At 58.6% G+C, this 26,812-nt stretch carries 21 protein-coding genes and 3 tRNA genes; 18 read left to right on the plus strand and 6 right to left on the minus strand.

Annotated elements, in window-relative coordinates:
- Positions 1-422 precede the first annotated feature (422 nt).
- Positions 423-812, minus strand: a complete 390-nt coding sequence (locus tag HBH25_RS01875) for a response regulator (RefSeq protein ID WP_168080936.1) — start codon at positions 810-812, stop codon at positions 423-425.
- Between the two features lie 240 nt (positions 813-1,052).
- Between HBH25_RS01875 and HBH25_RS01880 the strand changes: the two genes are divergently transcribed.
- The 5 genes from HBH25_RS01880 to HBH25_RS01900 all read left to right on the plus strand — a co-directional run bounded on the left by HBH25_RS01880 (position 1,053) and on the right by HBH25_RS01900 (position 7,620).
- Positions 1,053-4,532 carry a response regulator gene (locus HBH25_RS01880; protein ID WP_168081433.1) on the plus strand — a complete coding sequence of 1,160 codons (3,480 nt, stop codon included), beginning with the start codon at positions 1,053-1,055 and terminating at the stop codon, positions 4,530-4,532.
- 38 nt (positions 4,533-4,570) lie between these two features.
- The gene (locus HBH25_RS01885; RefSeq protein WP_178088794.1) at positions 4,571-5,395 is read left to right on the plus strand and encodes a CheR family methyltransferase; all 825 of its coding nucleotides are present in this window, start codon (positions 4,571-4,573) and stop codon (positions 5,393-5,395) included.
- Positions 5,389-5,985, plus strand: coding sequence for a chemotaxis protein CheB (locus HBH25_RS01890; protein ID WP_324616850.1), 597 nt, complete (start codon positions 5,389-5,391; stop codon positions 5,983-5,985). Before HBH25_RS01885 ends, HBH25_RS01890 begins: the two co-directional genes overlap by 7 nt.
- The gene (locus tag HBH25_RS01895; protein ID WP_168080942.1) at positions 5,979-7,175 is read left to right on the plus strand and encodes a hybrid sensor histidine kinase/response regulator; all 1,197 of its coding nucleotides are present in this window, start codon (positions 5,979-5,981) and stop codon (positions 7,173-7,175) included. Before HBH25_RS01890 ends, HBH25_RS01895 begins: the two co-directional genes overlap by 7 nt.
- A 67-nt stretch (positions 7,176-7,242) precedes the next feature.
- Positions 7,243-7,620: a response regulator gene (locus tag HBH25_RS01900; RefSeq protein WP_168080944.1), complete on the plus strand. Its 378-nt coding sequence runs from the start codon at positions 7,243-7,245 to the stop codon at positions 7,618-7,620.
- Between the two features lie 30 nt (positions 7,621-7,650).
- Here HBH25_RS01900 and HBH25_RS01905 read toward each other — a convergent pair whose 3' ends face one another.
- Complete coding sequence (locus HBH25_RS01905; RefSeq protein WP_168080946.1) at positions 7,651-8,706, minus strand: tetratricopeptide repeat protein; 1,056 nt, start codon at positions 8,704-8,706, stop codon at positions 7,651-7,653.
- 194 nt (positions 8,707-8,900) lie between these two features.
- On the opposite strand from HBH25_RS01905, the gene HBH25_RS01910 reads away from it, so the two are divergent.
- Complete coding sequence (locus tag HBH25_RS01910; protein ID WP_168080948.1) at positions 8,901-9,746, plus strand: NAD-dependent protein deacetylase; 846 nt, start codon at positions 8,901-8,903, stop codon at positions 9,744-9,746.
- On the opposite strand, the gene HBH25_RS01915 is transcribed toward HBH25_RS01910, so the two are convergent.
- On the minus strand, positions 9,728-9,970 hold the full coding sequence (locus HBH25_RS01915) for a DNA-binding protein (protein ID WP_168080950.1): 243 nt from the start codon (positions 9,968-9,970) through the stop codon (positions 9,728-9,730). The genes HBH25_RS01910 and HBH25_RS01915 overlap by 19 nt on opposite strands.
- An 81-nt stretch (positions 9,971-10,051) precedes the next feature.
- Between HBH25_RS01915 and HBH25_RS01920 the strand changes: the two genes are divergently transcribed.
- The 7 genes from HBH25_RS01920 to HBH25_RS01950 all read left to right on the plus strand — a co-directional run bounded on the left by HBH25_RS01920 (position 10,052) and on the right by HBH25_RS01950 (position 14,731).
- Positions 10,052-10,408, plus strand: coding sequence for a helix-turn-helix domain-containing protein (locus HBH25_RS01920; RefSeq protein ID WP_168080952.1), 357 nt, complete (start codon positions 10,052-10,054; stop codon positions 10,406-10,408).
- A gap of 95 nt (positions 10,409-10,503) precedes the next feature.
- Positions 10,504-11,148 carry a response regulator transcription factor GacA gene (gacA, locus tag HBH25_RS01925; RefSeq protein ID WP_168080954.1) on the plus strand — a complete coding sequence of 215 codons (645 nt, stop codon included), beginning with the start codon at positions 10,504-10,506 and terminating at the stop codon, positions 11,146-11,148.
- A gap of 2 nt (positions 11,149-11,150) precedes the next feature.
- Positions 11,151-12,974: an excinuclease ABC subunit UvrC gene (gene uvrC, locus HBH25_RS01930; RefSeq protein WP_168080956.1), complete on the plus strand. Its 1,824-nt coding sequence runs from the start codon at positions 11,151-11,153 to the stop codon at positions 12,972-12,974.
- A gap of 32 nt (positions 12,975-13,006) precedes the next feature.
- Positions 13,007-13,564: a CDP-diacylglycerol--glycerol-3-phosphate 3-phosphatidyltransferase gene (pgsA, locus tag HBH25_RS01935; RefSeq protein WP_168080958.1), complete on the plus strand. Its 558-nt coding sequence runs from the start codon at positions 13,007-13,009 to the stop codon at positions 13,562-13,564.
- A 67-nt stretch (positions 13,565-13,631) separates the two neighbouring features.
- A tRNA-Gly gene (locus HBH25_RS01940) sits at positions 13,632-13,707 on the plus strand.
- A gap of 37 nt (positions 13,708-13,744) precedes the next feature.
- A tRNA-Cys gene (locus tag HBH25_RS01945) sits at positions 13,745-13,818 on the plus strand.
- A 334-nt stretch (positions 13,819-14,152) separates the two neighbouring features.
- Positions 14,153-14,731: a DUF1349 domain-containing protein gene (locus tag HBH25_RS01950; RefSeq protein WP_168081435.1), complete on the plus strand. Its 579-nt coding sequence runs from the start codon at positions 14,153-14,155 to the stop codon at positions 14,729-14,731.
- Between the two features lie 338 nt (positions 14,732-15,069).
- Here the strand turns inward: HBH25_RS01950 and HBH25_RS01955 are convergent.
- Positions 15,070-15,155: transfer RNA gene (locus tag HBH25_RS01955), tRNA-Leu, on the minus strand.
- A 229-nt stretch (positions 15,156-15,384) separates the two neighbouring features.
- On the opposite strand from HBH25_RS01955, the gene HBH25_RS01960 reads away from it, so the two are divergent.
- The 5 genes from HBH25_RS01960 to HBH25_RS01980 all read left to right on the plus strand — a co-directional run bounded on the left by HBH25_RS01960 (position 15,385) and on the right by HBH25_RS01980 (position 22,110).
- Positions 15,385-16,242, plus strand: a complete 858-nt coding sequence (locus tag HBH25_RS01960; protein ID WP_324616851.1) for an SDR family oxidoreductase — start codon at positions 15,385-15,387, stop codon at positions 16,240-16,242.
- Between the two features lie 317 nt (positions 16,243-16,559).
- Positions 16,560-18,800 carry an ATP-binding protein gene (locus tag HBH25_RS01965; protein WP_168081439.1) on the plus strand — a complete coding sequence of 747 codons (2,241 nt, stop codon included), beginning with the start codon at positions 16,560-16,562 and terminating at the stop codon, positions 18,798-18,800.
- Positions 18,801-18,833: 33 nt separating this feature from the next.
- Positions 18,834-19,295: a response regulator gene (locus tag HBH25_RS01970; protein ID WP_168080960.1), complete on the plus strand. Its 462-nt coding sequence runs from the start codon at positions 18,834-18,836 to the stop codon at positions 19,293-19,295.
- A gap of 30 nt (positions 19,296-19,325) precedes the next feature.
- A complete protein-coding gene (locus tag HBH25_RS01975) occupies positions 19,326-21,725 on the plus strand; it encodes a response regulator (RefSeq protein WP_168080962.1) in 2,400 nt (799 codons plus the stop codon).
- Positions 21,726-21,801: 76 nt separating this feature from the next.
- Complete coding sequence (locus HBH25_RS01980; RefSeq protein WP_168080964.1) at positions 21,802-22,110, plus strand: hypothetical protein; 309 nt, start codon at positions 21,802-21,804, stop codon at positions 22,108-22,110.
- A gap of 89 nt (positions 22,111-22,199) precedes the next feature.
- Here HBH25_RS01980 and HBH25_RS01985 read toward each other — a convergent pair whose 3' ends face one another.
- On the minus strand, positions 22,200-23,618 hold the full coding sequence (locus HBH25_RS01985; RefSeq protein WP_168081441.1) for an efflux transporter outer membrane subunit: 1,419 nt from the start codon (positions 23,616-23,618) through the stop codon (positions 22,200-22,202).
- On the minus strand, positions 23,618-26,803 hold the full coding sequence (locus HBH25_RS01990) for an efflux RND transporter permease subunit (RefSeq protein ID WP_168080966.1): 3,186 nt from the start codon (positions 26,801-26,803) through the stop codon (positions 23,618-23,620). Before HBH25_RS01990 ends, HBH25_RS01985 begins: the two co-directional genes overlap by 1 nt.
- Positions 26,804-26,812 lie beyond the last annotated feature (9 nt).

The following is a 26,812-nucleotide window of genomic DNA, read 5'->3' on the forward strand; positions in this document are numbered from 1 at the left end:
CGCTTATAAAGCTTGTATAAGAAAATTCCTACCCGAGTGTAGCCTGTTAAAAATGGGGATCCAAGCAAATAGTGGTTGAAATTTGCTCTTATGTGACCGGCCAGTACTAATTTTGACGCCTATTCATAGTTTCCGACAGAGCATTGACGTGTTGAAAGTACGCTTACAGTTTTTCTTAGATGAAAATTCTAAAAATCCGTTTAAATTCAATAGTTTGTTAGTATGGATCCTATAAGAGGCTTTGTAATGCTAGGTGCCTTCCTTTTTTCGAAATAGCCAACGACTAAATGCTGAACTGGCCGGCAAGGCCATTCAACGCGACAATAGGGAAGGAGTTGGTAGGCAGTAGTGAAAGGCGAGGAGGGGGCGCATGGACAGCAGGTGCTGTCCATGCGTTGTACAAGGTTTATAGAAGGTGGGGATTATAGAGGGCGGGTGGAGCGCTGTACCAGCAGGGCATTGACCGTGTCGCGGAGGCTATCGATGGTAAACGGCTTACTCAGCAACTGCGCACCGGCCGGAAGCTCCAGCGTATTACCGTAGCCACTGGCAACCAGCACGGGAATGTTTGGGCGCAGGAGCAGTGCTTCGCGGGCCAGGTCCAGGCCCGTGCGGTCAGCGGCGTCGCACAACCCTACGTCTGTTACCAGCAGGTCGACAGGGTTGTCACCTTGAAGCGCCGCCAAGGCCGGGTCCCACCCATCGGCCTCCAGTACTTGGAAATCGAGCTCTTCAAGCACGTCCACCATCAGCATGCGAACGATATCATCGTCCTCGACCACGAGGATGGTAGGGGTGTCGGATGAAGACATGGATACATTCCGTAGGTTAGGTAAGGTGCAGGCGACGCAATCAGGGGCAATGGCCAATGAGCCTGGACATTGTCGCGGTGCCTGTAGAGCCTGGCGCGCGTCGCGGGCGCTATCCTACGTTAAATTGTGTTGCCCACTAAGCTATTTCAGCCATTCGGCGCCCAGAAAGCTGTGTAGATGAGGACCTCGCACGAAATTTCCGGCAAACTTCCGCTGTTGTCCTCCAACCGGGCCATGGATATGACCAAAGCGTTTTCCCTCAATGAGTTTGCTTTTCGCAAGATTCTCATGCGCAACGTCGCGCTGCCATTGGGCGTCGGCGTGCTCAGCATGTTGGTGTTCGCCGGATTGCTGGCGTATTTGTTGAATGTGATCGGCTGGGTTGACCATACCGACAGGGTGATCAATAACGCCAACCAGGCTATAAAGCTGTCGGTAGACATGGAAACCGGCATGCGCGGGTTTTTGCTGACCGGTGACGAGCATTTCCTGGACCCCTACGAGGTGGCCAAGCCGCGTATTGCTACCGAACTCGAAGGGCTAAAGGCGCTGGTCAGTGATAACCCGCAGCAGGTGGACAGGCTTAACCGCCTGCAGGGCCTGCAGAATGCCTGGAACGCGTTTGGTGCCGAAATGATTGCCATGCGCCGGCAGGGCCAGGACTACCGCAGCGCCATACAAGCCGGCCAGGGCAAACGCCTTACGGATGAAATCCGAGCCGAATATGAGGCGTTCGTTGCGACTGAACAGCAACTTCGGCTGGAGCGCAGCCAGGAGGTCACACGTACCACATGGACAGCCATTGCACTCTACCTGAGCTTTGTACTGGTACTCAGTGGCCTGCTGGCCTACCGTGGCCGCCGTGATCTGATCAACCTGTCCCACCAATACGGCGAGATTCTCGACGCCCAGAGCCTGAGCGCTGAACGCCTCGAAGTTCAGGCCTGGTTGCGCAATGGGCAGACCGAGTTGGCTGAAGAGGTGCTCGGCCAGCTTACTTTGCAGGCATTGGGTAGCAATGTGCTGAAATTCTGCTCGCGCTACCTGGGCTCTGTAGTGGGCGCTTTATATGTACGGGATGAGCAGAGCAATCTTCGCCGTGTCGCCACTTATGGGTTTTCCCGTGAGCAGGAGGGGCGAGACCATGTCATACGCGGGGCTGAGGGGATTGTAGGGCAGACTGCCCAGCAAGGTCGCCTGCATCGGCTGGATGACGTGCCCACGGATTATTTCAAGGTGAGTTCCGCCTTGGGCGAGGGGCTGCCGCGCGCTGTGGCTATATTGCCAGCCTTGGACGATGGCCAGGTCAATGCGGTGCTGGAGCTGGGCTTTCTTCGCCCCCTCACAGACCGTGATATCGCCTTCCTCGAACTGGTGAGCGGAAATATCGGTACTTCTGTGGAAGCGGCGCGCTACCGTCAACGTCTTCAGGAAGTGCTGGCCGAAACCCAGCAGCTCAACGAGGAACTCCAAGTTCAGCAGGAAGAACTCAAGACCGCCAACGAAGAGCTTGAAGAGCAGTCAAGAGTACTTAAAGAGTCTCAGGCCTACCTGGAAACCCAGCAGGCCGAGCTGGAACAGACCAACGAACAGCTGGCTGAGCGCACCGAAGCGCTGGCAAACCAGCGAGATGCCCTCAAGCATGCCCAGGTACAACTGGAGGAGCGGGCGGACGAGCTTCAGCGTTCCAGCCGCTACAAATCCGAGTTTCTCGCCAACATGTCTCACGAGCTTCGCACGCCGCTCAATAGCTCGCTGATCCTGGCCAAGTTGTTGGCTGAAAACCCTGATGGCAACTTGAGTGGGGACCAGGTGAAATTTGCCGAGTCCATCTATTCGGCGGGTAACGACCTGCTTAACCTTATTAACGATATTCTGGACATCTCCAAGGTGGAGGCCGGCAAACTGGATGTACGCCCGGAAACGACCAGTGTGCCGCGGTTAGCCGATAGCCTTAGAGGCTTGTTCCAGCCGGTAGCGGCAAACAAGGGCCTGGATTTTCAGGTTGTGGTTGAGGACGAAGCACCGGCTTCCCTGTTTACGGACAGGCAACGGGTGGAGCAGATCGTCAAGAACCTGCTTTCCAACGCCATCAAGTTCACCGAACAAGGGCAAGTGCGCCTTACCATTGCCCGTGAAAGCGATGACAGTGTGGCGTTCGTGGTGCGCGACTCGGGTATCGGCATTGAACCCGCCCAGCAACAGGTCATTTTCGAAGCCTTCCGCCAGGCCGATGGCACCACCAGCCGGCGTTACGGAGGCACGGGCTTGGGGCTGTCTATCTCGCGGGACCTTGCAACGTTGCTGGGCGGTACCATCAGTGTGAGCAGTGCGCTAGGCGGCGGAAGTACCTTTACATTGGTGCTTCCTACGAACTATGAAGCGGGTGCCGCCGTTGCTCCTGTCCCGAGCATTGCGGCTCATCGGCACGCCAGCGCCCCGGCGCCTGTTGCACCTGTACCCCTGCCTGCACCCACGCCGCCGTCGGTCAGTATCCCTCGGTTCCCTGATGACCGAGACCTGGAATCCTCAGCTCAGCGCTGCATTCTGGTGATAGAGGATGAGCCCAGCTTTGCACGCATTCTGTATGACTTGGCCCACGAGCTTAACTACCGGTGCTTGGTTGCCCACGGGGCTGACGAGGGTTATATGCTGGCCGAGCAGTTCCTGCCAGATGCGGTATTGCTGGACATGCGCCTTCCAGACCATTCCGGCCTTACCGTGCTCCAGCGGCTTAAAGAGCAGGCCACCACCCGGCATATTCCGGTTCACGTGATTTCCGTGGAAGACAGGGTGGAAGCGGCGATGCACATGGGGGCTGTGGGCTATGCCGTGAAGCCGACGTCGCGTGAAGAGTTGAAGTCTGTGTTTGCCCGGCTTGAGGCCAAGCTCACACAAAAGCTCAAGCACATTCTATTGGTCGAAGATGACGACCTTCAGCGCGACAGCATTGCCCGGCTGATCGGTGACGACGACATCGAAATCACAGCCGTCGGGTACGCTCAGGAGGCGCTCGACCTGCTGCGTGACAACATCTACGACTGCATGATCATCGACCTCAAGCTTCCGGACATGCTGGGCAACGATTTGCTCAAGCGCATGTCTACGGATGAGATTCGATCGTTCCCACCCGTAATCGTATACACCGGCCGCAACCTCACTCGTGAAGAGGAGGCCGAGCTGCTCAAGTATTCGCGCTCGATCATTATCAAGGGTGCACGCTCTCCGGAGCGCCTGCTTGATGAGGTCACCTTGTTCCTGCATAAAGTAGAGTCGCAGCTGTCCCATGAACGGCAAAAGATGCTTAAAACGGCGCGCAGCCGGGACAAGGTGTTTGAAGGCCGCAAGATACTGGTAGTGGATGATGACGTGCGGAACATCTTCGCCCTTACCAGCGCATTGGAGCAGAAAGGGGCTGTGGTCGAAATAGGCCGCAACGGCCGTGAGGCCATTGAACGCCTGAATGCGGTGGCTGAAATCGACCTGATACTGATGGACGTGATGATGCCGGAAATGGACGGTTTCGAAGCCACACGGGAAATCAGGAAGGACCCACGCTGGCGCAAGCTGCCCATCATCGCTGTCACGGCCAAGGCCATGAAAGATGACCAGGATCGCTGCATCAATGCGGGTGCCAACGATTACCTGGCCAAGCCCATTGAGCTTGACCGTTTGTTCTCGCTGATACGGGTGTGGTTGCCTCAATTGGAGCGCATTTAAGTGTGTATGAGTGGCCAAGCGTTCAAAGGGGTATTTCGTTGACAAGCAGTGACCGTACCCTGGATATCGAAATCAAATTGCTGATCGAGGCGATCTACCTCAAATACAGCTACGACTTCCGGGATTATTCAGGGGCGTCTGTCAAGCGGCGCCTGCTCCACGCGTTGGGCCAGTTCGAATGCGAGACCGTGTCCCGTTTGCAGGAGCGAATGCTGCATGAGCCCGGCATGTTCTCTGAACTGCTTCAGTACCTCACTATCCCGGTCAGCGAAATGTTCCGAGACCCGGAGCACTTCCTGGCCATTCGCCGTAATGTGGTACCGGTGCTGGAAACCTATCCTTCCCTCAAACTCTGGATTGCTGGCTGCAGTACAGGGGAGGAAGTGTACTCCCTGGCCATTCTGCTGCGTGAGGAAGGCTTGCTGGAGCGTTCGCTGATTTACGCCACAGACATCAACCCTACGTCGTTGGAGCGGGCCAAGCAGGGTATCTATTCCCTTGAGGCCATTCGGGCGTATACCGAGAGCTACCACCGTGCCGGCGGAAAACGTAGCTTCTCGGACTACTATACGGCCGCTTATGATCACGCGATTCTCGACAGCTCGCTTCGTGAGAACGTGACCTTTGCCGACCATAGCCTGGCTACGGACAGCGTTTTTTCCGAAACGCACATGGTATCCTGTCGCAATGTATTGATTTACTTTAATAAAAAACTTCAGGATCGAGCCTTCGGGTTGTTCCACGAGTCTTTGTGCCATCGGGGCTTTCTAATGCTGGGCGCCAAGGAAACCCTTGATTTCACTGCCTATGCCGGCCGGTTCGAAGCGCTCTCTCGGCCCGAAAGAATCTATCGCAAATTGTGAGGGCTGCAAGCGTGAGACAAGCTTGTGAAGCTGTAGTGTTGGGCGCGTCCGCCGGCGGCGTTGAGGCAATGCTGAGTGTATTCGGCTATTTGCCTGCTGCCTTTGGTCTACCGATCGTCGCGGTATTGCACTTGCCCGAGAACCAGCCCAGCCAATTGGCCAGTGTGTTCGAACGCCGGCTGCGCCGACCCGTTCAGGAGGCCCAGGACAAGGCGCCCCTTGAGCCCGGTATGATCTACGTGGCAGGCCCCGGCTATCACCTCTCCATTGAGCGAGACCGAAGTTTTTCGCTAAGCCAGGAGCCACGGGTGCATTTCTCTCGTCCTTCGATCGACATCCTGTTCGAGTCAGCAGCCGATGCCTATGGGGCTGGCCTGGTGGGGGTGCTCATGACAGGCGCAAGCCAGGATGGCGCCAGCGGGCTTTCCCGCATTGCCCAGGCGGGCGGCCTCACCGTGGTGCAGGACCCTGCCGAAGCTCGGATTTCAACTATGCCCCAAGCCGCATTAAGCCTTTTTCGCCCCGATCATGTGCTTACCCTGGACCGTATTGGAAGCCTATTGGCTGGCCTGGAAGCGGGCGAATGTTGAGCCAGGCGCCCGCAAAGTTGCTGATCGTCGATGACCTCCCTGAAAACCTCGTGGCCTTGGAGGCGCTGATAAGCCGCAGCGACCGCCAGGTGTACAAAGCCTTGTGCGCGGATGACGCATTGCACCTGTTGCTGCAGCACGAATTCGCCTTGGCCATCCTGGATGTGCAGATGCCTGGCATGAATGGTTTCGAGTTGGCAGAGTTGATGCGTGGCACGGAAAAAACCAAGCATATTCCGATCGTGTTCGTGTCTGCGGCGGGCAGGGAACTCAATTACGCGTTCAAGGGGTATGAGACGGGCGCGGTCGACTTCCTGCAAAAGCCACTCGACACGTTGGCAGTAAAAAGCAAAGTCAGCGTATTCGTGGACCTGTATCGCCAGCGCAAAACCCTTAACGAGCAACTGGAAGCGTTGGAGCGCAGCAGGCAACAGCAGGAAGTGCTGCTAGGGCAGTTGCAAGCCACCCAGAAAGAACTCGAACACGCAGTTCGCATGCGTGATGACTTCATGTCGGTGGTCTCCCATGAAGTGCGTACACCGCTCAATGGGCTGATCCTGGAAACCCAGTTGCGCAAGATGCACCTTGCCAAAGGTAACGCTGCGGCGTTTTCCCTGGACAAGATGCAGGGCATGGTGGAGCGGGATGAGCGCCAGATCAAAAGCCTGATCCGGTTGATCGAGGACATGCTCGATGTGGCGCGCATACGTACGGGCAAACTGTCTATTCGCCCTCAGGCGTTTGACTTGTGCGAACTGGTGAACAGCGTGGTTGACCGCTTCATACCCCAGGCCACTGCCGCTGGCATGACAATCGACTGCCAAACCCCGACTGCCGTAGAGGGCCACTGGGACGAATTCAGGATAGAGCAGGTGGTGGCCAACCTGTTGACCAATGCGTTGCGCTACGGTGGCCAAGGTGCGGTGGAGGTCTGGGTCGACACCGATGCGCAGTGGGCGCGTGTACACGTACGTGACCACGGTGTTGGCATCAGCGAAGAGGACCAGCGCCGGATTTTCCAGCAGTTCGAGCGTGCGTCCAACCGCCATGCGATCGCGGGTCTAGGGCTAGGCCTGTTCATTTCCGAGCAGATCGTTGCCGCGCATGGTGGCCACATCAGCGTACAAAGCACCTTGGGCCAAGGCGCTGTATTCACCGTCCATTTGCCACGCGCCGGCCAGGCCGCGTGACAACGCAACCTCTCTTGGGGGCTGAGGTCACATGGGCAGCCCGAGACAATCTTACATAGGCAATGCAATGAGTGGAGATGCGCAAGACGTAGTGCTGATCGTTGAAGACGAGGCGGTGATACGCCAGATCCTTCGCGACTATCTTCAGGGGGAGGGGTATCACGTTCTGGAAGCAGAGAATGGTGTAGAAGCCTTCGACATTCTGGCGCGCAAGCCGCATCTGGACCTGATGATCACCGATTACAGGCTGCCAGGCGGGATCTCAGGTGTGGACATTGCCGAGCCCGCAGTGAAGCTGCGGCCTGAACTCAAAGTGATTTTCATAAGTGGGTATCCCAAGGAGATTCGGGACAGCGTGCACCCTATCGCTCAGCGTGCACCTGTGCTCGCCAAGCCATTTGAGCTGGACGATCTACAGGCCGCTATTCGCAAAGAGCTGGCATAACGCGGTGCCTCTGCGATTCCTCGCCCGCCTTTAGAGCCCTTGATCCAGCAACGGATCATCTGGGTTCTGTTGCTCTAGCTCAGCGAGCAGAACTTGTACATTCTGCAGCTGGCCGGCTTGTTTCCAGTACTCGATCAACAGCACCCTGGCTTTGCGGTTGGCTGGGTGCCGGCGCACTAACTGGTCCAGCTGGGCCTGTGCTGCTTCTGGCTGATCCAGGCGGTGCAGGCTCAAGGCCAGATCCAGGCGGTAAGTGGCGTTCTGGGGAGCACGCTCTACGGATTTGGCCAGCGCCAGCAACGCATAGGCTGGTTGGTCATGGCTAAGTAGCCACAGCCCAAGCTCGTGCTGCAGGAACGCATTGTCAGGCTGCTCTCGCAAGGGTTCGGCCAAGGTTTCCCGGGCTTCATCAGGGCTGCCCAAGCGATCAAGCGCTTTGGCTAATATCACCCGGGCCTGCAGGTTATCAGGCTGCAAGGCCAACACGGCGTGTGCGCAGCTTTGAGCTAGAGCAGGCTTACCCTGCTGCAGGCGCAGCGTTGCCAGTTGCAGTTGCGCAGCCGGGTCGGACGCTTGGTTTTCAAGGTCTCTGGCGTAGCCCTCCAGCACTAGATCGAGTCGATCGCCATAGGCGCCCGATTGCGGAATGCCAAGTGATAGCAGCTTCATAGCCGCAGCCTGTCGCACGCCTTCGTCTGCATCATCGAGCAAGGGGCCAAGCACCTGCGCCTGCTCGGCGACCGGCAACAAACCTGCCACCGCCTGGACAGCCGCACGGCGCACCACGGGGCTGGAGGCCTGCAAGCCCGCCCGTGCGAACCTTAATGCCCTTGGGCTAGGGTAATCTGGCAATACGGCAAAGAGGGCGGCTTGGCCGGAAGGCGTAAGGTCCGCTCGGTCCAGCTGCTGATACAGCAAGCGAGCTGCGCCTGGGGCACCTGCGCGTGCCGCATGCAATGCACTGGCGTAGCCATGCTCGGTCGCTGCAGGTAGTGATACGGGTGCAGGTGTAGAGGCATGCCAGAACCCTAGCCCAATGACCATGGCACTGCAGGCTGCTATCAAAAAACGTGTAACGCGGGTCATTCGAAGGTCCGCTGCGGCAAGGTCGACAGCTTCGGCTACATCTACCATCGAGTCAAACCCGCAGGTAGGCCTGCAAGTGTTGCCAGTACTTATTCACTCCAGGGTATTCGTCGCAATTCATCCAGGCGCGCTCCGGCTGGTTTAACCTTGTATCACCCATTTGGCCAGGCGCCTTGGCTGTAACGGAGGTTGCGATGGACACTACCCAGGCCGACGAGGCCCTTTCAGTGCTGTGCGAGCACCTTGCAGGCCAGCCTATTGTGTTGCTGACAGGCGCTGGTATCAGCACGGCTTCCGGCATTCCGGATTACCGTGACGCCGAAGGCGTCCGCCGTGGCAATGCGCCCATGATGCACCAAGAGTTTGTCAGTTCGGTTCAGGCGCGTAAGCGCTATTGGGCACGGGCGATGGTGGGGTGGCAAGGCGTCGACGCCGCTCGGCCCAATGCTGCACACCTGGCAGTATCACGCCTTGAAGCGGCCGGTCATATTGTTTCGGTGATCACCCAGAATGTAGATGGCCTTCATGACCGGGCGGGGAGTCGCCATGTCATTGAGCTTCACGGTAACTTGCACCGTGTGATGTGCCTTGACTGTGGCGCAAGGCTGCCGCGTAGCTGCATGCAGGAGGCATTGGAGGCTGCCAATCCGGCGCTTCAAGAGGTGCATGCTGTACTGGCGCCAGACGGAGATGCTCACCTGGCTACGCACTTTCTGGAGCGTTTCACCTTGCCCAGTTGCCCCGCGTGCGGCGGGGATCGGCTCAAGCCGGACGTGGTCCTGTTCGGCGACGGTGTGTGCCCTCGTGTTGCTCAGGCTGCCTGGCAGGCAGCCGAGCGGGCCGCCCTTATGCTGGTGGTGGGGTCGTCATTAATGGCGTATTCAAGCTATCGTCTTTGCCTGGAAATGTCCCGGCAAGGCAAGCCTCTGCTGGCGATCAATCTGGGGAGGACCCGGGCCGATGCCTTGCTGGCACTTAAAGTGAGCCAATCCTGCGAAACCGCCTTGCCCTGGATTGCCGATCACCTGGGCGTACTGTGAAGCACTCGCCTGGCCGGCTCGGTATCTGAGGGAATGATGCCTTCCTTCATGCCGAGCAAGACAGCCACTTTGTGCGCCTCCCCGCGCCGCCCCTTTTTGCGCCCTGACAGCACCTGATAGGTGGTGGCCGCATCCACGTTGTGCTCCCGTGCAAACTGTTGAACCGATTTTCCTTGCCGATCCAGCCAGGCTCTGGCTTGTGCGGCAGTCCGTATACCGTGCATAGTTCAAGTCCGTTTTGTTTGATTTAATAGCGTTATGGTAAGCAACCCAAACGGATGTTGCGCAAAGGATTATACATTCAAATGACTTCAATAGGTCCCCGGATCCGGGAGGAGCGTGAGCGTTTGAAGCTCACGCAGCGGGCGTTTGGTGAAATCGGCGGGGTTGAGCCTAATGCGCAGGGCAAGTACGAAAGTGGCGAGCGCTGGCCTAGGGCGGATTACCTCGTAGCCATTGCAGGCCACGAGGTGGACGTACTCTACGTGCTGACCGGCGAACGCCACGTTCACCAGGGAGGTGGGCTGGCCGATGACGAAGCTAGCCTGCTGGCGAGCTTTCGCGCGTTGCCTTCCAAGGTTCGGGCAGCAGTGGCGGCCATGGTTGAGGCGATGGCAACAATCACGCCGGGTACTGATAGTGAGCGCAAGCGCGGGCGTTAAGGTTAGCAACGTTGTTTTCATTTAGGCCTAGGTGTGACGGATGGATCTTTGTTAATGTACCGTTCTGAACGTAAAGCGTAACGAGAGGTGTCTGCTTGATTAGGGTGCTGGTGGTCGATGATCACGATCTGGTACGCACAGGCATTACTCGAATGCTGTCCGATATCGACGGGCTTCAGGTGGTCGGCCAGGCGGAGTCAGGCGAGGAAGCGCTCAAAGCAGCGCGAGACCTGGGGCCGGACGTCGTGCTGATGGACGTGAAAATGCCGGGGATAGGCGGGCTTGAGGCAACGCGCAAAATGTTGCGCAGCCATCCTGATCTAAAGGTAGTGGTGGTCACGGTGTGCGAGGAAGATCCATTCCCCACGCGCCTGTTGCAGGCAGGTGCGGCCGGTTACCTTACCAAGGGCGCAGGCTTGACCGAAATGGTCCAGGCGATCCGTCTGGTATTTGCCGGCCAGCGCTATATAAGCCCACAGATCGCCCAGCAGCTGGCGCTCAAATCGTTCCAGCCGCAAACCACGTCATCGCCCTTCGATCTGTTGTCTGAGCGCGAAATCCAGATTGCGCTCATGATCGTGGGATGTCAGAAGGTGCAGAACATCTCTGACAAGTTATGCCTTTCTCCGAAGACCGTGAATACCTATCGGTACCGCATCTTTGAAAAGCTTTCCATTACCAGCGACGTCGAACTTACATTGCTGGCCGTTCGCCACGGCATGGTCGACGCCAACGCGTAAACATGACTCAACTCTTCGATCCAGCCGCTTTTCTGTCGACCTGTAGCGGGCGCCCTGGCGTCTACCGGATGTTCGATGAAGGTGGCCGCCTGCTGTATGTGGGTAAAGCGCGCAACCTTAAAAAACGCCTTGCCAGTTATTTCCGCAAAACAGGGCTGGCGCCCAAGACCGCTGCACTCGTGGGGCATATAGCCCAAGTGGAAACGACGATCACTGCCAATGAAACCGAGGCGCTGCTGCTTGAGCAGACCTTGATCAAAGAGTGGCGGCCGCCGTACAACATTCTTCTGCGCGATGACAAGTCTTACCCTTATGTGTACCTCTCCAATGCCGAGTTTCCCAGGCTCAGCATTCACCGCGGCGCAAAAAAGGGAAAAGGTCGTTATTTCGGGCCTTACCCCAGTGCAGGGGCGATCCGTGAGAGCCTCAGCCTGTTGCAGAAAACCTTCCAGGTTCGCCAGTGCGAAGACAGCTACTTTAAAAATCGCACCCGGCCGTGCCTTCAATACCAGATCAAACGGTGCAAGGCACCCTGTGTACGGGCTGTGGAGGGTGCTGAATACGCCGAGGACGTACGCCATTCGATCATGTTTCTGGAGGGGCGCAGCCACCAGTTGACCAACGAGTTGTCCGGCAGTATGGAGCGGGCAGCACTGGATCTGGATTTCGAGAAAGCGGCCGAGTTGCGTGATCAGATCGCAGTGCTCCGTCGCGTTCAGGATCAGCAGAGCATGGAGGGGGGGACGGGTGATGTGGATGTGGTTGCTGCGTTCACCAACCCAGGCGGTGCGTGCGTACATTTGATCAGCGTGCGTGGCGGTCGGGTACTGGGCAGCAAGAATTTCTTCCCCCAGGTTGGTATTGAAGAGTCGCTGGATGAAGTGATGTCTGCGTTTCTTTCGCAGTATTACCTGGGTAGCTCTGAGCGTGAGTTGCCGGCAGAGATCATCGTCAATACGTTGCCTGAGGACATAGAAGCGCTGATCGAGGCCGTGAGTACCTTGCGCGGGCGTGAGCTCGCGGTAAGTCATCGGGTGAGAGGCACGCGTGCGCGCTGGCAGCAACTGGCCGTTACCAATGCCGATCAGGCTTTGGCAGCCCGCCTGGCGAACCGGCAGCACGTCACGGCCCGTTTCGACGCCCTTGCCGACGTACTGGGCATGGACGAACCGCCGCAGCGGCTGGAGTGCTACGACATCAGCCATTCCAGCGGCGAAGCCACGGTGGCCTCTTGCGTAGTGTTTGGCCCTGAAGGCCCTATAAAGTCGGACTATCGGCGCTACAACATTGAGGGCGTGACCGGTGGTGACGATTATGCCGCCATGCATCAAGCGCTCACCCGGCGTTTCAGCAAGATCAAGAGTGGTGAGGGGAAGCTACCGGACGTATTGCTGGTGGACGGTGGCAAGGGCCAGTTGAACATGGCGCGTGAAGTATTGCAGGCCTTGGAAGTGCCCGAGCTTATTTTGATCGGTGTTGCCAAGGGCGTGACCCGCAAGGCCGGGTTCGAAACCCTTTACCTGAATGACATTGCAAACGAATTCACCCTCAAGGCCGACTCGCCCGCCTTGCACCTTATCCAGCAGATACGGGACGAGGCGCACCGTTTTGCGATCACTGGCCACCGCGCTCGCCGCGGCAAGGCGCGTAGAACCTCTACGCTGGAAGGTATCGATGGGGTAGGGCCCAAACGCCGGCGCGACCTCCTCAAACACTTTGGTGGCCTTCAGGAGCTGAGCCGGGCCAGCATCGATGAAATTGCCAAAGCACCTGGCATCAGTAAAAAGCTGGCCGAGTTGATTTATGCCAACCTGCACAGCGAGTAGAATGGCAGCTCAACCCGCTGCCAGTCGTGCCAATGAATATTCCTAATCTCTTGACCCTTCTGCGCGTTGCGCTGATTCCGATCTTCATACTGCTGTTCTATCTCCCTTATAACTGGAGCTACCTGGCAGCCAGCAGTGTGTTTGCCGTGGCTGCCGCTACAGACTGGCTCGATGGGTACCTGGCCCGGCGTCTTGAGCAAAGCACCCCCTTCGGTGCCTTTCTGGACCCTGTGGCCGACAAGCTGATGGTGGCAGTAGCCTTGGTGCTGTTGGTGGAGAACCACGCCACTATCTGGCTTACCCTCCCAGCGGCCGTGATCATAGGCCGCGAAATCGTGGTTTCGGCGCTGCGTGAATGGATGGCAGAGCTGGGCGCGCGTGCTCATGTGGCAGTGTCCAACCTTGGTAAATGGAAAACGGCTGCACAAATGGTGGCGCTCATCATCCTGCTCGGAAATCCGCCAGCGCTTACCTTCATCGTGCTGGTAGGCTATGCCTTATTGTTGATCGCCGCGGCGCTTACCCTCTGGTCGATGATCAATTACCTGCGCGCGGCGCTTCCTCATCTGAGTACCGATGTTAAGAAATAAAACTTTTTTTGAATCAAAGGCTTGACGGGGGATATGGTTTCGATAGAATGGCGCCCGTCAACACGATGCGGGAATAGCTCAGTTGGTAGAGCACGACCTTGCCAAGGTCGGGGTCGCGAGTTCGAGTCTCGTTTCCCGCTCCAGTTTTAACATCAGGCAGTTTACTGTTGGGTGTTTTGAGGCCGAGTAGCAAAGTGGTTATGCTGCGGATTGCAAATCCGCCTACGCCGGTTCGATTCCGACCTCGGCCTCCATTATTGAAGCCCTGCAGACCTTAGGTTTGCGGGGCTTTTCTTATTGTGGCGGATTTTTCCGGCAAGCCGTTTGGGGCAGTCCTTGGCGCTGGGAATATTTGCACGTCCCACGGCTGCACTGCAGGCTCAGCAGCATGGCAACCATCGAATAGCGCCCTCACGGCACTTGGCAGCCGAATATCCGCAAAAAAGCTACCTACCTCTTCCCAATACAGCCTTCAAGGCTAGAGGTCATGTGAAGGGTGTGATTTCATTCTGCACTCCAACTGTCAATGGAGTGGTTATAGTGGATAAGAAACAGGTTGAAGCAGTCTCTCAGAACGTTGAGGGGGCAATGTGGCAAGCGGCTCACTGGCTGAATAAACCAAACTTTTACCAGGTCCTGACTGATAGCTCCTTGGAGATAGTTACCGACGTCCAGAGTGACTTTTGGCGTGAAACCCATTATGGATTCGTACGTGACAGCGGGCATTTCTTAGGGTTTCCCACTACAGGAAACTTTACAGCTCAGGTCAGAATCAATGCCGATTTTCGTGAGCTTTATGATCAAGCGGGCATTATGCTCAGGCTCGATCAGGAGACCTGGCTCAAGGCGGGGGTGGAAATAAGTGATGGAAGGCCAATGATCGGTAGCGTCCTGACCAAAGGTCAGTCGGACTGGGCGCCTGGCTACTTCATTGGAAACCCGAACGATTTTTGGCTTCGCTTAACCATTTGCGATGGTGTATTACGTTTGCAGTATTCAACAGACGGGGTGACTTGGCCATTGCTCAGGCTTGCTTCCTTTCCCAAGGCCCAAAGCTACCTAGTTGGCCCTATGTGCTGCACACCGCAACGGCAGGGTTTGAAAGCAAGATTTTCTGAATGGTCTTTGAGCCAGGCACTTCAGCGAGACCTGCATGACTTGACCTAGACCCTGTACCGAGCAGTCCATTTCCGCAGAGGGATCGGGCCGTGCGCTTAGCGATAGGGGTTGATAATGGGGTCGACCTATGGGAATCGCTGAATTTGCAATATCGGCTGTTTAGCCGGCTAGAGGCATTCAGGCAAGAAGGGTACGAAGTGTTCTTCTTCAGGCGTGCACAGTTAACCCTCAGGCTCATATAGCGGAGCCTGCATCCTATAGCTTAAGAAGAGCAGGGGACTAGCAAGAAGCGCCGGAAAGGATAATTGCGGACCAAATGGTTTTTGCGGACCGAAAGCGCATGGTCTAGAGCGTTCTAAAAGGCCATGAAACCCTGGAAATCACGATGGTGCCCGAACCCGGGGTCGAACCGGGACGCCCAAAGGGCGAGGGATTTTAAGTCCCTTGCGTCTACCAATTTCGCCATTCGGGCGGTAGCGCTATGGTGGAGCGATGCCGATAAACCCTTGAAGCAGAAGCATTATCGGCGTCAGGCCAAGAATATATACACCCTTCTGCTTGCTGGCAAGGGCATGGACAAAACACGAGTGTTTCCGGCAGGCGCCGGCGGTGTGTCCGAAGGTGGGGTGGCGGAAATCCAAATGAACCGTGCAGCTTCCCAGGTAGTCGCAACCCTATTACTCGACCATGGGAGATGCGCAGTGAAACAGTACCCAACCCCACCATTCCCCAAGCAGCCTCAGCCTGTTCCAGGCAGCCAGGCCAAGATGGACCCACTGCCGGATTGCGGTGAAACCAGTTACAAAGGCTCAGGACGCCTGGAGGGTAAAGTCGCCCTGATCACCGGTGGTGACAGCGGTATCGGCCGCGCTGTGGCGATCGCCTTCGCCCGCGAAGGCGCCGACCTGGTCATTGGTTACCTGAATGAGCATGAAGACGCACAGGACACGCAGCGTATTGTGGAAGAGGCCGGGCGTAAGTGCGTGTTGGTGCCAGGAGACCTTTCCTTGAAAGACACCTGCACCGCCCTGGTAGACAAGGCCGTGGCCGAGTTCGGCCGTATCGATGTGCTGGTGAACAACGCCGCCTTCCAGATGACCCACGAAAGCCTGGAGGAGATTCCGGACGAGGAGTGGGTTCGCACATTTGATGTGAACATTACAGCCATGTTCCGTATCTGCAAGGCGGCAGTACCCCACATGAAAGCTGGGGGTTCCATCATCAATACCTCGTCCGTGAACTCCGACAACCCCACGCCCACCTTGCTGGCTTACGCGGCCACCAAAGGCGCCATCTCCAACTTCAGTGCTGGCCTTGCCCAGATGCTGGGGCCGAAGAACATCCGGGTCAACAGCGTTGCACCTGGCCCTATCTGGACACCGCTGATCGTCGCCACCATGCCTGAAGACCAGGTCGCTGAATTCGGCTCGCAAACGCCTCTGGGGCGGCCAGGCCAACCTGTGGAAGTGGCGCCTATCTACGTCATGCTGGCATCAGACGAGTCCAGCTACATCTCTGGCACTCGCTTTGGCGTAACTGGCGGGAAACCGATTTTGTAGTCGTTCCAATGCTAGGCCTGCCACCTGTGTCGTGGCAGGTCTTTTCCAAGCCCTTGACAACACTGGATGCGAACAGGCCTAAAATAGATCGGAGTCGCACCTCTCATTAGCCAGCCTTACTTCCGTCATCAATAAGCCTATATGAACGGAGGATCCAACATGCTCAAGGCGCAGGCCTTTTGGGCCAAGTTTTATATAAAGGCTTTTTTTGGCCCTACAACGGCAAATTGAACCTTCGACCTGTGCAGGTTTTTGTACAAGTCTGTTAAGGTATTGTCCAATTTATCAGTGCCGTTGCCCCGGAGCATGCAGTGACCATACGTGAATCGGAACAGGCCCTTGCCGCCGCCATCGAGCAATGCGCACAAGAGCCGATCCAGATTCCAGGAAGCATCCAGCCCCATGGCTTCCTGCTGGTGGTGGACCCTTTAAGCTTCCACGTGCTGCAGGTCAGCGAAAACGTCGAAACCTGGCTGGAGGTGTCACCGCCTCATCTGCTGGGCCGCAGCCTGACCGAGCTGATCACCGCGCCTGAGCTCCTTCAGGCTCGTTTGGCCGCGTTGCCTGCAGCAGATCCGCATCCGTTTCACTTGGGTGACGTCACATTCGCTACCCCAAGCCAGCACGGCCCCTATGCCATGTTGCTGCACCGTTGGGATTCGGTGTTGATCGCGGAGTTTGAACCCGCTTCGGACGTGACAGCCGTTTATGGCCAGCTCTACCCCCTTGTGCGCTCTTTTGTCGCTGAACTCCAGGACCTGGAAGATGTTCAGGGCCTGTGCCGCCGTGCAGTCGCCGAGGTTCGTCGCATTACAGGCTTTGGCAGGATCATGGCTTACCGCTTCGACGCCACTGGCAGCGGCTCTGTGCTGGCGGAGGAGCGAGAGGAGGGCTACGACAGCTACCTGGGCTTGTCGTTTCCAGCCAGCGACATCCCCGCTCAGGCTCGCGCACTGTATTCCACCAATCGCATCCGTGTGATCGAGAGTGCCAATTATACGCCGTCTCGAATCGTGCCGGCCCTGAACCCAAAAACGTCCCAAGCGCTGGACCTGAGCTATTCGGCATTACGAAGCGTTTCGCCAGTTCACCTTCAGTACATGCGCAACATGGGCACGCAGGCCTCCATGTCCATCTCCATCGTGGTGCGTGGCAAGCTGTGGGGGTTGATCGCTTGTCATCATGCTCATACACGAAGGGTCGATGTACAGGTGCGCACGGCCTGTGAGCTGTTAGGCAATGTGTTGTCTTTACAGATCGAAGCGCGAGAGGCCCATGCTGACACTCAACGGTTGCTGGGCCTTCGTCAGCACGTGGTGCAACTGCTCTCTGCAATGGCGGACCGCGACAGTGTGCCAGAGGGCCTGCTCACAGTGCCTGATACCTTCCTGGGTTTTGTGGAGGCTGCAGGTGCTGCCATCATCAGTGAAGGCCGCTGTGAACTCGTCGGGCAAACGCCGCCTCAGCCGGCGATCGAAGCGCTAGTCCATTGGCTGGGTCGCGAAGGCGCCGATGATGTGTTCCATAGCGACAACGTAGGCCGGGATGTGCCCAGCCACTGCGCCATTGCTGAGCACGCTGCGGGGTTGCTGGCCGTTGCCATTTCCAAGATCCATAACCATTACCTGATCTGGTTCAGGCCGGAACAGGCCCGCACCGTCAACTGGGCAGGGCGCCCGGAAAAGAGCGTGGCGCCAAGTGGCGCGCTCAGCCCGCGCAACAGTTTCGAGCAGTGGCAGGAAGAGGTCAGGGGTTTCTCCAAGCCCTGGGACCCTCTGGCGGTAGAGGCCGTGGTCGAGCTGCGTACGGCGGTGTTGGGGATCGTGCTGCGCAAGGCCGAAGAGCTGGCGGCCATGGCAGGTGAATTGAAGAAGTCCAACAAGGAGCTGGAAGCCTTTTCCTACAGCGTGTCCCATGACCTGCGAGCCCCCCTGCGGCACATCGCCGGTTACACCGAGCTGCTGACAGATTTCGATGGTGACAAGCTGTCTGATCGAGGGCTGCGTTTCCTTGAGCACATCAGCGACTCTGCCCGCTTTGCGGGCACGCTGGTGGACAACCTGTTGAGCTTTTCGCAGATGGGGCGTGCTGCCTTACGGCATTCGGACGTCAACCTGGGCGCTTTGGTTGAGGCTATCCGGGAAGAAATGGTGCCCGATTACGAGGGCCGTACCGTTGTCTGGAACATCTTGCCGTTGCCTGCTGTGCTGGGTGATGCCGCTTTTCTGCACCTGGCGTTGCGCAACCTGCTGTCCAATGCCATCAAGTACACGCGGGAACAGGAAGCGGCAGTTATTGAAGTCGGCGCCCTGCGTAGGGAGCAGACTGGCGAGACGGTCATCTATGTGAAGGACAATGGCGTCGGGTTCGACATGGCCTATGCCGGCAAACTGTTCGGGGTATTCCAGCGCCTGCACCGCATGGAAGAATTCGAAGGTACCGGGATCGGCCTGGCCAGCGTGCGCAGAATCATTGAGCGCCACCAGGGACGGGTATGGGCCGAAGGCGTGCTCGGCAAAGGGGCGACGTTCTACTTTGCCCTGCCAGACAAGCAATAGAAACGGCCCCCGCATTTATTCAAGAGGTAAGACATGCTCAAACCGATTCTTCTGGTGGAAGACAACCCTCGCGACCTGGAATTGACCCTGGTTGCGCTGGAGCGAAGCCAGTTGGCCAACGAAGTGATCGTGCACCGCGATGGTGCCGAAGCGCTGGACTACCTGTTCCGTCGCAATCACTACGCCGACCGCCCGGAGGGTAACCCGGCAGTGCTGCTTTTGGACCTGAAGCTACCCAAGGTGGACGGGCTGGAAGTGCTTAAAGCCGTAAGGGCCGATGAGGGGCTGCGCAGCATTCCTATTGTGATGCTGACCTCTTCCCGGGAAGAGCCGGACCTTACCAGCGCTTATTCCCTCGGAGTGAACGCCTACGTAGTGAAGCCGGTCGAATTCAAGGAGTTCGTGGCCGCCATTTCAGACCTGGGTATTTTCTGGGCAGTACTGAACGAGCCACCGCCAGGTTCGCTGCGCCTTAAGCGGCGCCCTGTGAACTGACCTGCCGCCCTACGCCGAGAATATTGCCCCGTGCCCACCCCTGCGCCACTCAAGCTGTTGCTCATAGAAGACAGCGATCGCGACGCCGAGCTTACACTGTTTGCCCTGGAGCGCAGCGGGCTGCAATTCGAGCCATACCTGGTCCACCACCACAGTAACGTGGCCGATATGATGCGGGCGCACACATTCGACCTGGTGCTCAGCGATGTGGTGCTGCCAGGCTCGTCGGGCGAACAGGTGCTGGGCATTGCGCGTGAAATTTCACCTCAAGTCCCGTTCATTTTCATCTCAGGTGTGTTCGGTGAAGAGCACGCCGTAAAAATGATGCGCCAAGGCGCCACAGACTACGTACTCAAGCAAAGCCTTCCCTTGCTGCCAACCGCTGTCAAGCGTGCCTTGGCAGAGGTTCACGAGCGTCGGCAGCGAGAGTTGGCCGAGCTTAACCTGCATGAGGCCGAGGCGCGCGCCCGCATAGCAATCGAAGCGGCCCGCATGGGCACGTGGGAGCTGAACCCCCGTACAGGGGTGTTGAACTGGGACGAGCGCATGCGCGTCATGTACGAGTTGGAGCCCACCGTATCTGTTACCCTGCCGCTGTTCTATTCGACCATCCACCCGCAGGACCTGGCTGAGGTCACTGGCAGGGTGAACGAAGCCCTCGAAGCAGGGCAGGATCACACCTACCATGTGGAGTACCGGGTCAATTTGCCCAGTGGCGCTGAGCGTTGGTTCGCCAGCAGCGGCCAGTCCCATTTCCTGAACGGGGCGTGCGTACGGTTCAGCGGCGTGTTGCAGGACATCACCACGCAGAAAGAGGCGACCGAGTCGCTGGAGCGCCTGAATGACCTGCTGGGCGACCGTGTACAGAAACGCACCCGAGAGCGTGACCGAACCTGGGAACTGTCCCGTGAGCTGCTGGCAGTGCTGCACTTCGACATGCAGCCCGCGGCATTGAACCCTGCCTGGGAAAGCACCCTGGGCTGGCCTCGGGACGCCTTGTCACAGCTGGGGCTGTGGCACCTGGTGCACCCGGATGACCTAGGTGCTACAGGTGAGGAAGTCAGAAAGGTCACGGACGGCATCGTTTCCAGCCGCTTCGTTAACCGTATGCGCCATGCTGACGGGGACTACCGGTGGCTATCCTGGACGATCGTGCCGGACCAGGGAATGATGTATGCCGTCGCACGTGACATCACCAGCGAGCGTATGGTGCTGGATGAGCTGGCAGCTACCAATGACCGGCTGCGCGAGCAGATTCGTGAGCGGGAGCGAATTGAGGCAGCGTTGCAGCAGATGCAACGCCTGGAGGCCGTCGGGCAATTGACCGCCGGCGTGGCCCATGACTTCAATAACCTCCTGACGGTGATTCTGGCCAGCGCCAATTTCCTGATTCGGGACCTGGGGCGTGCCAACTACGCCCGCTTTGACAGCCGCCTGCACAGCATTCAGGAAGCCGCCGAGCGCGGCGCCCGCTTGACCAGCCAACTGCTGGCCTTCTCTCGCCGGCAACGGCTGGAACCGGCGGCCGTCAGCCTCAACGATACCGTTTCGGGGATGCTTGACCTGCTTCAACGCACCCTGGGCGGCAGTATCTGGATCGAAACCGAGAAAGACCCTGCGCTGTGGAATGCCTTGGTCGATGCCACTCAAACCGAGATGATCATCCTCAATCTGGCGATCAACGCCCGTGACGCCATGACCAATGGCGGCACGCTGCGGTTGATCACGGCCAACGAAACCGTTACCCAGGCCGCCACTCGCCCCGAAGATCCTGAACCGGGCGACTATGTGGTTCTGACGATCCAGGACTCCGGGCATGGCATGCCGCCAGACGTTCATGCCAAAGCCTTCGAGCCGTTTTTCACCACCAAGGACGTGGGCAAGGGGTCGGGTCTGGGCTTGGCGCAGGTTTTTGGCTTTGCGAAGCAGTCCGGCGGCGGCGTGGCCATCGAGACCGCCGTGGGCAAAGGCACTGCCGTAAAAGTGTACCTGCCTGGCATGCGTACCCCAGGGTTGAACTTGCCTGAGGTGACACAGGCCGACACATTGCTGCCGCCAGATGGCCTGCGCCATCGGGTGTTACTGGTCGACGATGATTCCAACGTGCGGCAGGTGACAGCGATGCTGCTCGACGCCCTGGGTTACAGTGTGCTGGAGGCAGACAGTGCCACCCAGGCCTTGGAACGGCTGGACGGTGAAGTCGATGTGCTATTGACCGACTATGCCATGCCAGGCGCAACCGGGGCGGAGCTGGCCAGGGAAGCACGTGAGCGCTACCCACTGCTGCCGGTGGTATTCATCACCGGTTATGCCGAAGTGGGTGGCCTGGACGACGAATACCTGATTGTCCAGAAGCCATTCCGCGAAGAGGATCTTGTGCAGAAACTGCGTATGGCGCTTTCCCCAGTTGCCGCACCCTCGTCCAGTTGAAAGGCCATCAGTGAACCATCCTTGTGGCCATCGGTCATTCTGTATACCGATAGAACCCAGACAATAGGGAAACCTCATGGCACACGGACACGAACACGAAGACTGGATGGGCGCCGATCATTCGCCCAAGGAACATACGGAAGTGCTGGATAACGGCACCAGCATCCGTGCGGTAGTGCGCCAACTGGGGGAGCGCGAGTACCAGTCCGAGATATGGGTCATGGATAGCGACGGCAAGGAACTCAATCACAAGTCCAAGCGCCGGGAAGATGATCCGGGCCCTGCGTGCGAAATCCTGAAATTTGCGGTGGATGAAGCCAAGCGCATTGCCGGCGGCCACCGTGGCGCCCCCTTGGGTGACCACGACCAAGCGACGCCTATCTAACAGGCTGTGCATTCGGTTCGCGGGGTGGCCCACCCTTCCTAAAGAAGGCGGGGCGGGCACAGCCCTCGAATATCAGCAATACATTCAGGTCAACGAAGGGCCACACCGGGGCCTGTATCACTCAACCCGCCCCCCAGCGCCTTATAGATCGCGACCACCCCATGGTAAAGATCCACTTCCCCTTGGGCCTGGGCATCCTCGGCCACCAACCGCTCCCGCTCCGCATCGAGCAGTACCAGATAGTCAGCAGTGCCTTCCTGATACCGGACCTTTGCCAACTCGGCTGCAGTACGGCTGGCTTCGCTCTGCCGAATCAGGGATACCAACCGCTGCTGACGTTTGCCGTAGTCACTAAAAGCGTTTTCTGACTCTTCCAAAGCCAGCAATACCTGCTGTTCATAGGTGGCCAACGCACCCTCAGCATCGGCGTTGGCACCCCGGATGCGGGCACGAACGCTACCCAGGTCGAAGGCCGCCCAGCTGATGCTAGGCCCCAGGCTCCAGGCCTGAGCAGCGGCCGACCCGATCTGCGAACCGCGCCCGGCGGTAAAGCCCAGAAAACCACTCAGGCTTACGCGAGGGAACAGGTCTGCTGTAGCCACGCCCACATTGGCAGTGGCTGCCGCCAGTTCACGCTCCGCCGCACGTATATCAGGGCGGCGCTGCAACAGCTCACCGGGGTTTCCGATCGGCAGGGCCTTGGCGATGGCGGGGAGCGGATGCGGCGCCAGGTCGAGGGCTAGCGCATCCGGGCGTTGGCCCAGCAAGGTTGCGATCCGGTGGCGCGCCCGGGCCTGTTCAGCCTGCAGCAAGGGAATGGCGGCTTCAACGCCGGCTAGCCGGCCTTCGGCGCGCACCACGTCGAAGGAATCGCCCACGCCCAGGTCACGCAGCTTTACCGTAATGTCCCGTGAAGCGGACTGGTTGGCGATATTGTCCTGTGCAATGCGTTCGCGCAGTTGAGCCCCGCGCAGTTGCCCATAAGCGTCGACCAGGTCGGCAATCATAGTCACCTGCAGTTGCTCAAGCTGTGCCTGGGCAGCGCCTTCCCGTGCGTCGCTGGCTTCCAGCTGGCGCTGAATCCGCCCGAACAGGTCCACCTCCCAGGCCATGTCCAGGCCCAGGTCATAACGTTCGACATTCACGCGCTTGTCAGTCTGCCCCGGCACCTGGCCTCGGCCTACCTGGCTGCTGGCCCCGGCCGTTACCACGGGCAGGTTGTCATTGGCCACGTCGTCACGGATGGCGCGCGCAGCCTTTACACGGGCGAACGCCACGCGCAGGTCACGGTTGCCGTCCAGTGCCTGGGTCACAAGCTGGTTCAAGGCAGGGTCGTCGAACTGCTGCCACCACAGCCGTTCGAATCGCGAACGGTCGTAGTGGGCAGCGCCCTGAGGCACTTCAGTCAGGTTGGCCGGCGCCGAGGCAGGCGCCTTGTAATCCGGGCCTACAGCGCAGCCTGCCAGCGCCAGCACCAGCAAGGTCGGTGTGAAACGGGTCAGCGACATCATGGCTGCGTCTCCAGGCGAGCAGAAGCACCGTGGGTAGCACGCCTCTGCTGGCGGCGCTCCACGAAACGACGAATGAGGAAGAAGAACACGGGCGTGAGTAGCAAGCCAAAGAACGTCACCCCCAGCATGCCCGAGAACACCGCTACACCCATGGCATGGCGCATTTCAGCACCAGCGCCACTGGAGAGCACCAGCGGCACCACACCCATGATGAAGGCGAAGGACGTCATGAGAATGGGGCGCAGGCGAAGGCGGCAGGCTTCCAGTACGGCCGCCAGTGGGTCCAGGCCTTCAAGCTGTTTGTCCTTGGCGAACTCCACGATCAGGATGGCGTTCTTGCAGGCCAGCCCTACCAGTACAATCAGGCCGATCTGGGTAAAGATATTGTTGTCGCTGCCCGCAATGATTACCCCGGCAATGGCCGACAACAGTGTCATGGGCACGATCAGGATCACCGCCAGCGGCAGGCTCCAGCTTTCGTACTGGGCGGCTAGCACCAGGAAGGCCAGCAGCACGCACAGCGGGAACACGAAGAGTGCCGTGTTGCCCGACAGAATCTGCTGGTAGGTCAGTTCAGTCCACTCATAGGTCATGCCGTTGGGCAACTCGTCGCGCAACAGTTTTTCCATGGCGGCCTGCGCTTGGCCCGAGCTGTAGCCTGGGGCAGCAGCGCCGTTGATTTCAGCCGTCACGAAACCGTTGTAGTGCATCACACGGTCGGGCCCGGCGGAGTTTTCAACTTTGATCAGGGTAGACAGTGGGATCATCTCGCCACGGTCGTTGCGCACTTTCAACTGGCCAATCTGCTCGGCATCCAGGCGGAAGCGTTGGTCTGCCTGCACGTTCACCTGGTAGGTGCGGCCAAAGCGGTTGAAGTCGTTGGCGTACAGCGAACCGAGGTACACCTGCAAGGTGTCGAAGATATCGCTGATAGCCACGCCATGGGTCTTGGCCTTGTCACGGTCGATGTTGGCGTCCACTTGAGGCACATTCACGGTGTAGCTGGTGAACAGCGCGGCCAGCTCCGGCACGCTGCGGCTTTTGGCAATAACGTTCTGGGTTTCCTTGAACAACTCGTCATAGCCTAGGTTGCCGCGGTCTTCTACCTGCACCCGGAACCCGCCAATGGTGCCCAGCCCCTGGACCGGCGGCGGTGGGAAGATGGCCATGTATGCTTCCTGGATAGCCGCGTACTTGCCATTCAAGGCGCCTGCAATGGCCGCCGCCGACTCGCTCGGGTCGGTACGCTCGTCGAAGTCCTTGAGGGCCACGAACACCACGCCGCTGTTAGGGCTATTGGTAAAACCGTTGATGGACAGGCCTGGGAACGCGATGGCATTGGCCACGCCCGGTTGCTCCATGGCGATGGACGACATGCGCTTGATCACGTCCTCGGTGCGGTCCAGGCTGGCGGCATCGGGCAGTTGCGCAAAGGCCACCAGGTACTGCTTGTCCTGAGCCGGTACAAACCCGGTGGGTGTATGGGCGAAGCCAAACCAGGTGAGCACGATAAAGCCTGCGTACACGATCAATGCAATGCCACTGCCACGGATCACCCGGCGCACGGTGCCAACATAGCCATGGCTGGCCTTCTCGAACAGGCGGTTGAAGGGGCGGAACAGCCAGCCGCCGAATAACCGGTCCAGTATCCGCGAGAAGCGGTCCTTAGGCGCGTCGTGACCTTTGAGCAACACAGCAGCCAGTGCCGGGGAGAGGGTAAGCGAGTTGAATGCCGAGATCACCGTGGAGATGGCAATGGTGAGCGCGAACTGCTTGTAGAACTGTCCGGTAAGGCCCGAGATAAACGCCGCCGGGATGAACACGGCGCACAGCACCAGCGCAGTAGCAATAATCGGCCCTGTCACTTCGGACATGGCTTGATGGGTGGCCGCCTCCGGTTCCAGCCCCAGCTCGATGTTGCGCTCCACGTTCTCCACCACCACGATGGCGTCATCCACCACGATGCCGATGGCCAGCACCAGCCCAAACAGCGACAGTGCATTGAGTGAGAAGCCAAAGGTGTGCATCACCGCGAAGGTGCCGATGAGCGACACCGGTACAGCCGCCAAGGGAATGATGGAAGCGCGCCAGGTCTGCAGGAACAGCACCACCACCAGCACCACCAGGATCAAGGCTTCGAACAGGGTGTGAATCACCGCCTCGATGGAGCCCCGCACGAAAATGGTCGGGTCATACACGATGCTGTAGTCCATGCCTTCAGGGAAGCCTTGCTTGAGCTCCTCCATGCGGCTTCGCACCTGGTTGGAAATGTCGATGGCATTGGAGCCAGGCCGCTGGAAGATCGGTATCGCCACCGCAGGCTGGTTGTTGAGCAGCGAGCGCAGGGCGTATTGGCTGGAACCCAGCTCTACGCGGGCGATATCACGCAGCCGAGTGATCTGGCCATCGGCACCGGCCCGCACAATGATGTTTTCGAACTCCTCCTCGGTCACCAGGCGGCCCTGGGTGTTGATCGACAGCTGGAAGCTGCTGGCATTGGGGGCCGGTGGTGCACCCAGCTGGCCCGCGGCAACCTGGCGGTTCTGCTCACGAATGGCATTCACTACGTCCGTGGCGGTCAGGTTGCGCGAAGCGGTCTTGTTCGGGTCCAGCCAGACACGCAGGGAGTAGTCGCCCATCCCGAACAGTTGCACATCACCCACGCCATTGAGGCGCGCCAGCTCATCCTTGATGTTCAGCACGGCATAGTTGGACAGGTACAGCATGTCGTAGCGCTGATCGGGCGAGGTGAGGTGCACCACCATGGTGAGGTCCGGAGACGCCTTGTCCACGGTAATACCGATGCGCGTCACTTCTTCGGGCAGCTTGGGTTCGCTGCGGGTCACGCGGTTTTGCACTTGCACCTGGGCATTGTCCAGGTCGGTGCCCAAGGCGAAGGTGATCGTCAGGGTGAGCTTGCCATCGGCAGTGGCCTGGGAGGACATGTACAGCATGTTCTCTACGCCGGTGATTGCCTGCTCCAGGGGCGAGGCAACGGTTTCACCGATCACTTTGGGGTTGGCGCCAGGGAAGTTGGCCCGCACCACCACAGTGGGCGGCACCACTTCCGGGTATTCGCTGATAGGAAGTTTGAACAGGGCGATGGCGCCGCTGATCAGGATCAGCAACGACAGCACAGCCGCAAAGATCGGCCGTTTGATGAAAAAGCCTGAGAAGGTCATGGCGCTGAT

The organism is Pseudomonas quercus, assembly GCF_012033695.1.
In the GTDB taxonomy this organism is placed as follows: Bacteria; Pseudomonadota; Gammaproteobacteria; order Pseudomonadales; family Pseudomonadaceae; genus Aquipseudomonas; species Aquipseudomonas quercus.

Bases quoted from the DNA above. Each gene is read 5' to 3' on its own strand.
- HBH25_RS01875 (WP_168080936.1), bottom strand. From the start codon at position 812: ATGTCTTCATCCGACACCCCTACCATCCTCGTGGTCGAGGACGATGAT.
- HBH25_RS01880 (WP_168081433.1), top strand. From the start codon at position 1,053: ATGACCAAAGCGTTTTCCCTCAATGAGTTTGCTTTTCGCAAGATTCTC.
- HBH25_RS01895 (WP_168080942.1), top strand. From the start codon at position 5,979: ATGTTGAGCCAGGCGCCCGCAAAGTTGCTGATCGTCGATGACCTCCCT.
- HBH25_RS01900 (WP_168080944.1), top strand. From the start codon at position 7,243: ATGAGTGGAGATGCGCAAGACGTAGTGCTGATCGTTGAAGACGAGGCG.
- HBH25_RS01905 (WP_168080946.1), bottom strand. From the start codon at position 8,706: ATGACCCGCGTTACACGTTTTTTGATAGCAGCCTGCAGTGCCATGGTC.
- HBH25_RS01910 (WP_168080948.1), top strand. From the start codon at position 8,901: ATGGACACTACCCAGGCCGACGAGGCCCTTTCAGTGCTGTGCGAGCAC.
- HBH25_RS01915 (WP_168080950.1), bottom strand. From the start codon at position 9,970: ATGCACGGTATACGGACTGCCGCACAAGCCAGAGCCTGGCTGGATCGG.
- HBH25_RS01920 (WP_168080952.1), top strand. From the start codon at position 10,052: ATGACTTCAATAGGTCCCCGGATCCGGGAGGAGCGTGAGCGTTTGAAG.
- uvrC (WP_168080956.1), top strand. From the start codon at position 11,151: ATGACTCAACTCTTCGATCCAGCCGCTTTTCTGTCGACCTGTAGCGGG.
- pgsA (WP_168080958.1), top strand. From the start codon at position 13,007: ATGAATATTCCTAATCTCTTGACCCTTCTGCGCGTTGCGCTGATTCCG.
- HBH25_RS01950 (WP_168081435.1), top strand. From the start codon at position 14,153: ATGTGGCAAGCGGCTCACTGGCTGAATAAACCAAACTTTTACCAGGTC.
- HBH25_RS01970 (WP_168080960.1), top strand. From the start codon at position 18,834: ATGCTCAAACCGATTCTTCTGGTGGAAGACAACCCTCGCGACCTGGAA.
- HBH25_RS01980 (WP_168080964.1), top strand. From the start codon at position 21,802: ATGGCACACGGACACGAACACGAAGACTGGATGGGCGCCGATCATTCG.
- HBH25_RS01985 (WP_168081441.1), bottom strand. From the start codon at position 23,618: ATGTCGCTGACCCGTTTCACACCGACCTTGCTGGTGCTGGCGCTGGCA.
- HBH25_RS01990 (WP_168080966.1), bottom strand. From the start codon at position 26,803: ATGACCTTCTCAGGCTTTTTCATCAAACGGCCGATCTTTGCGGCTGTG.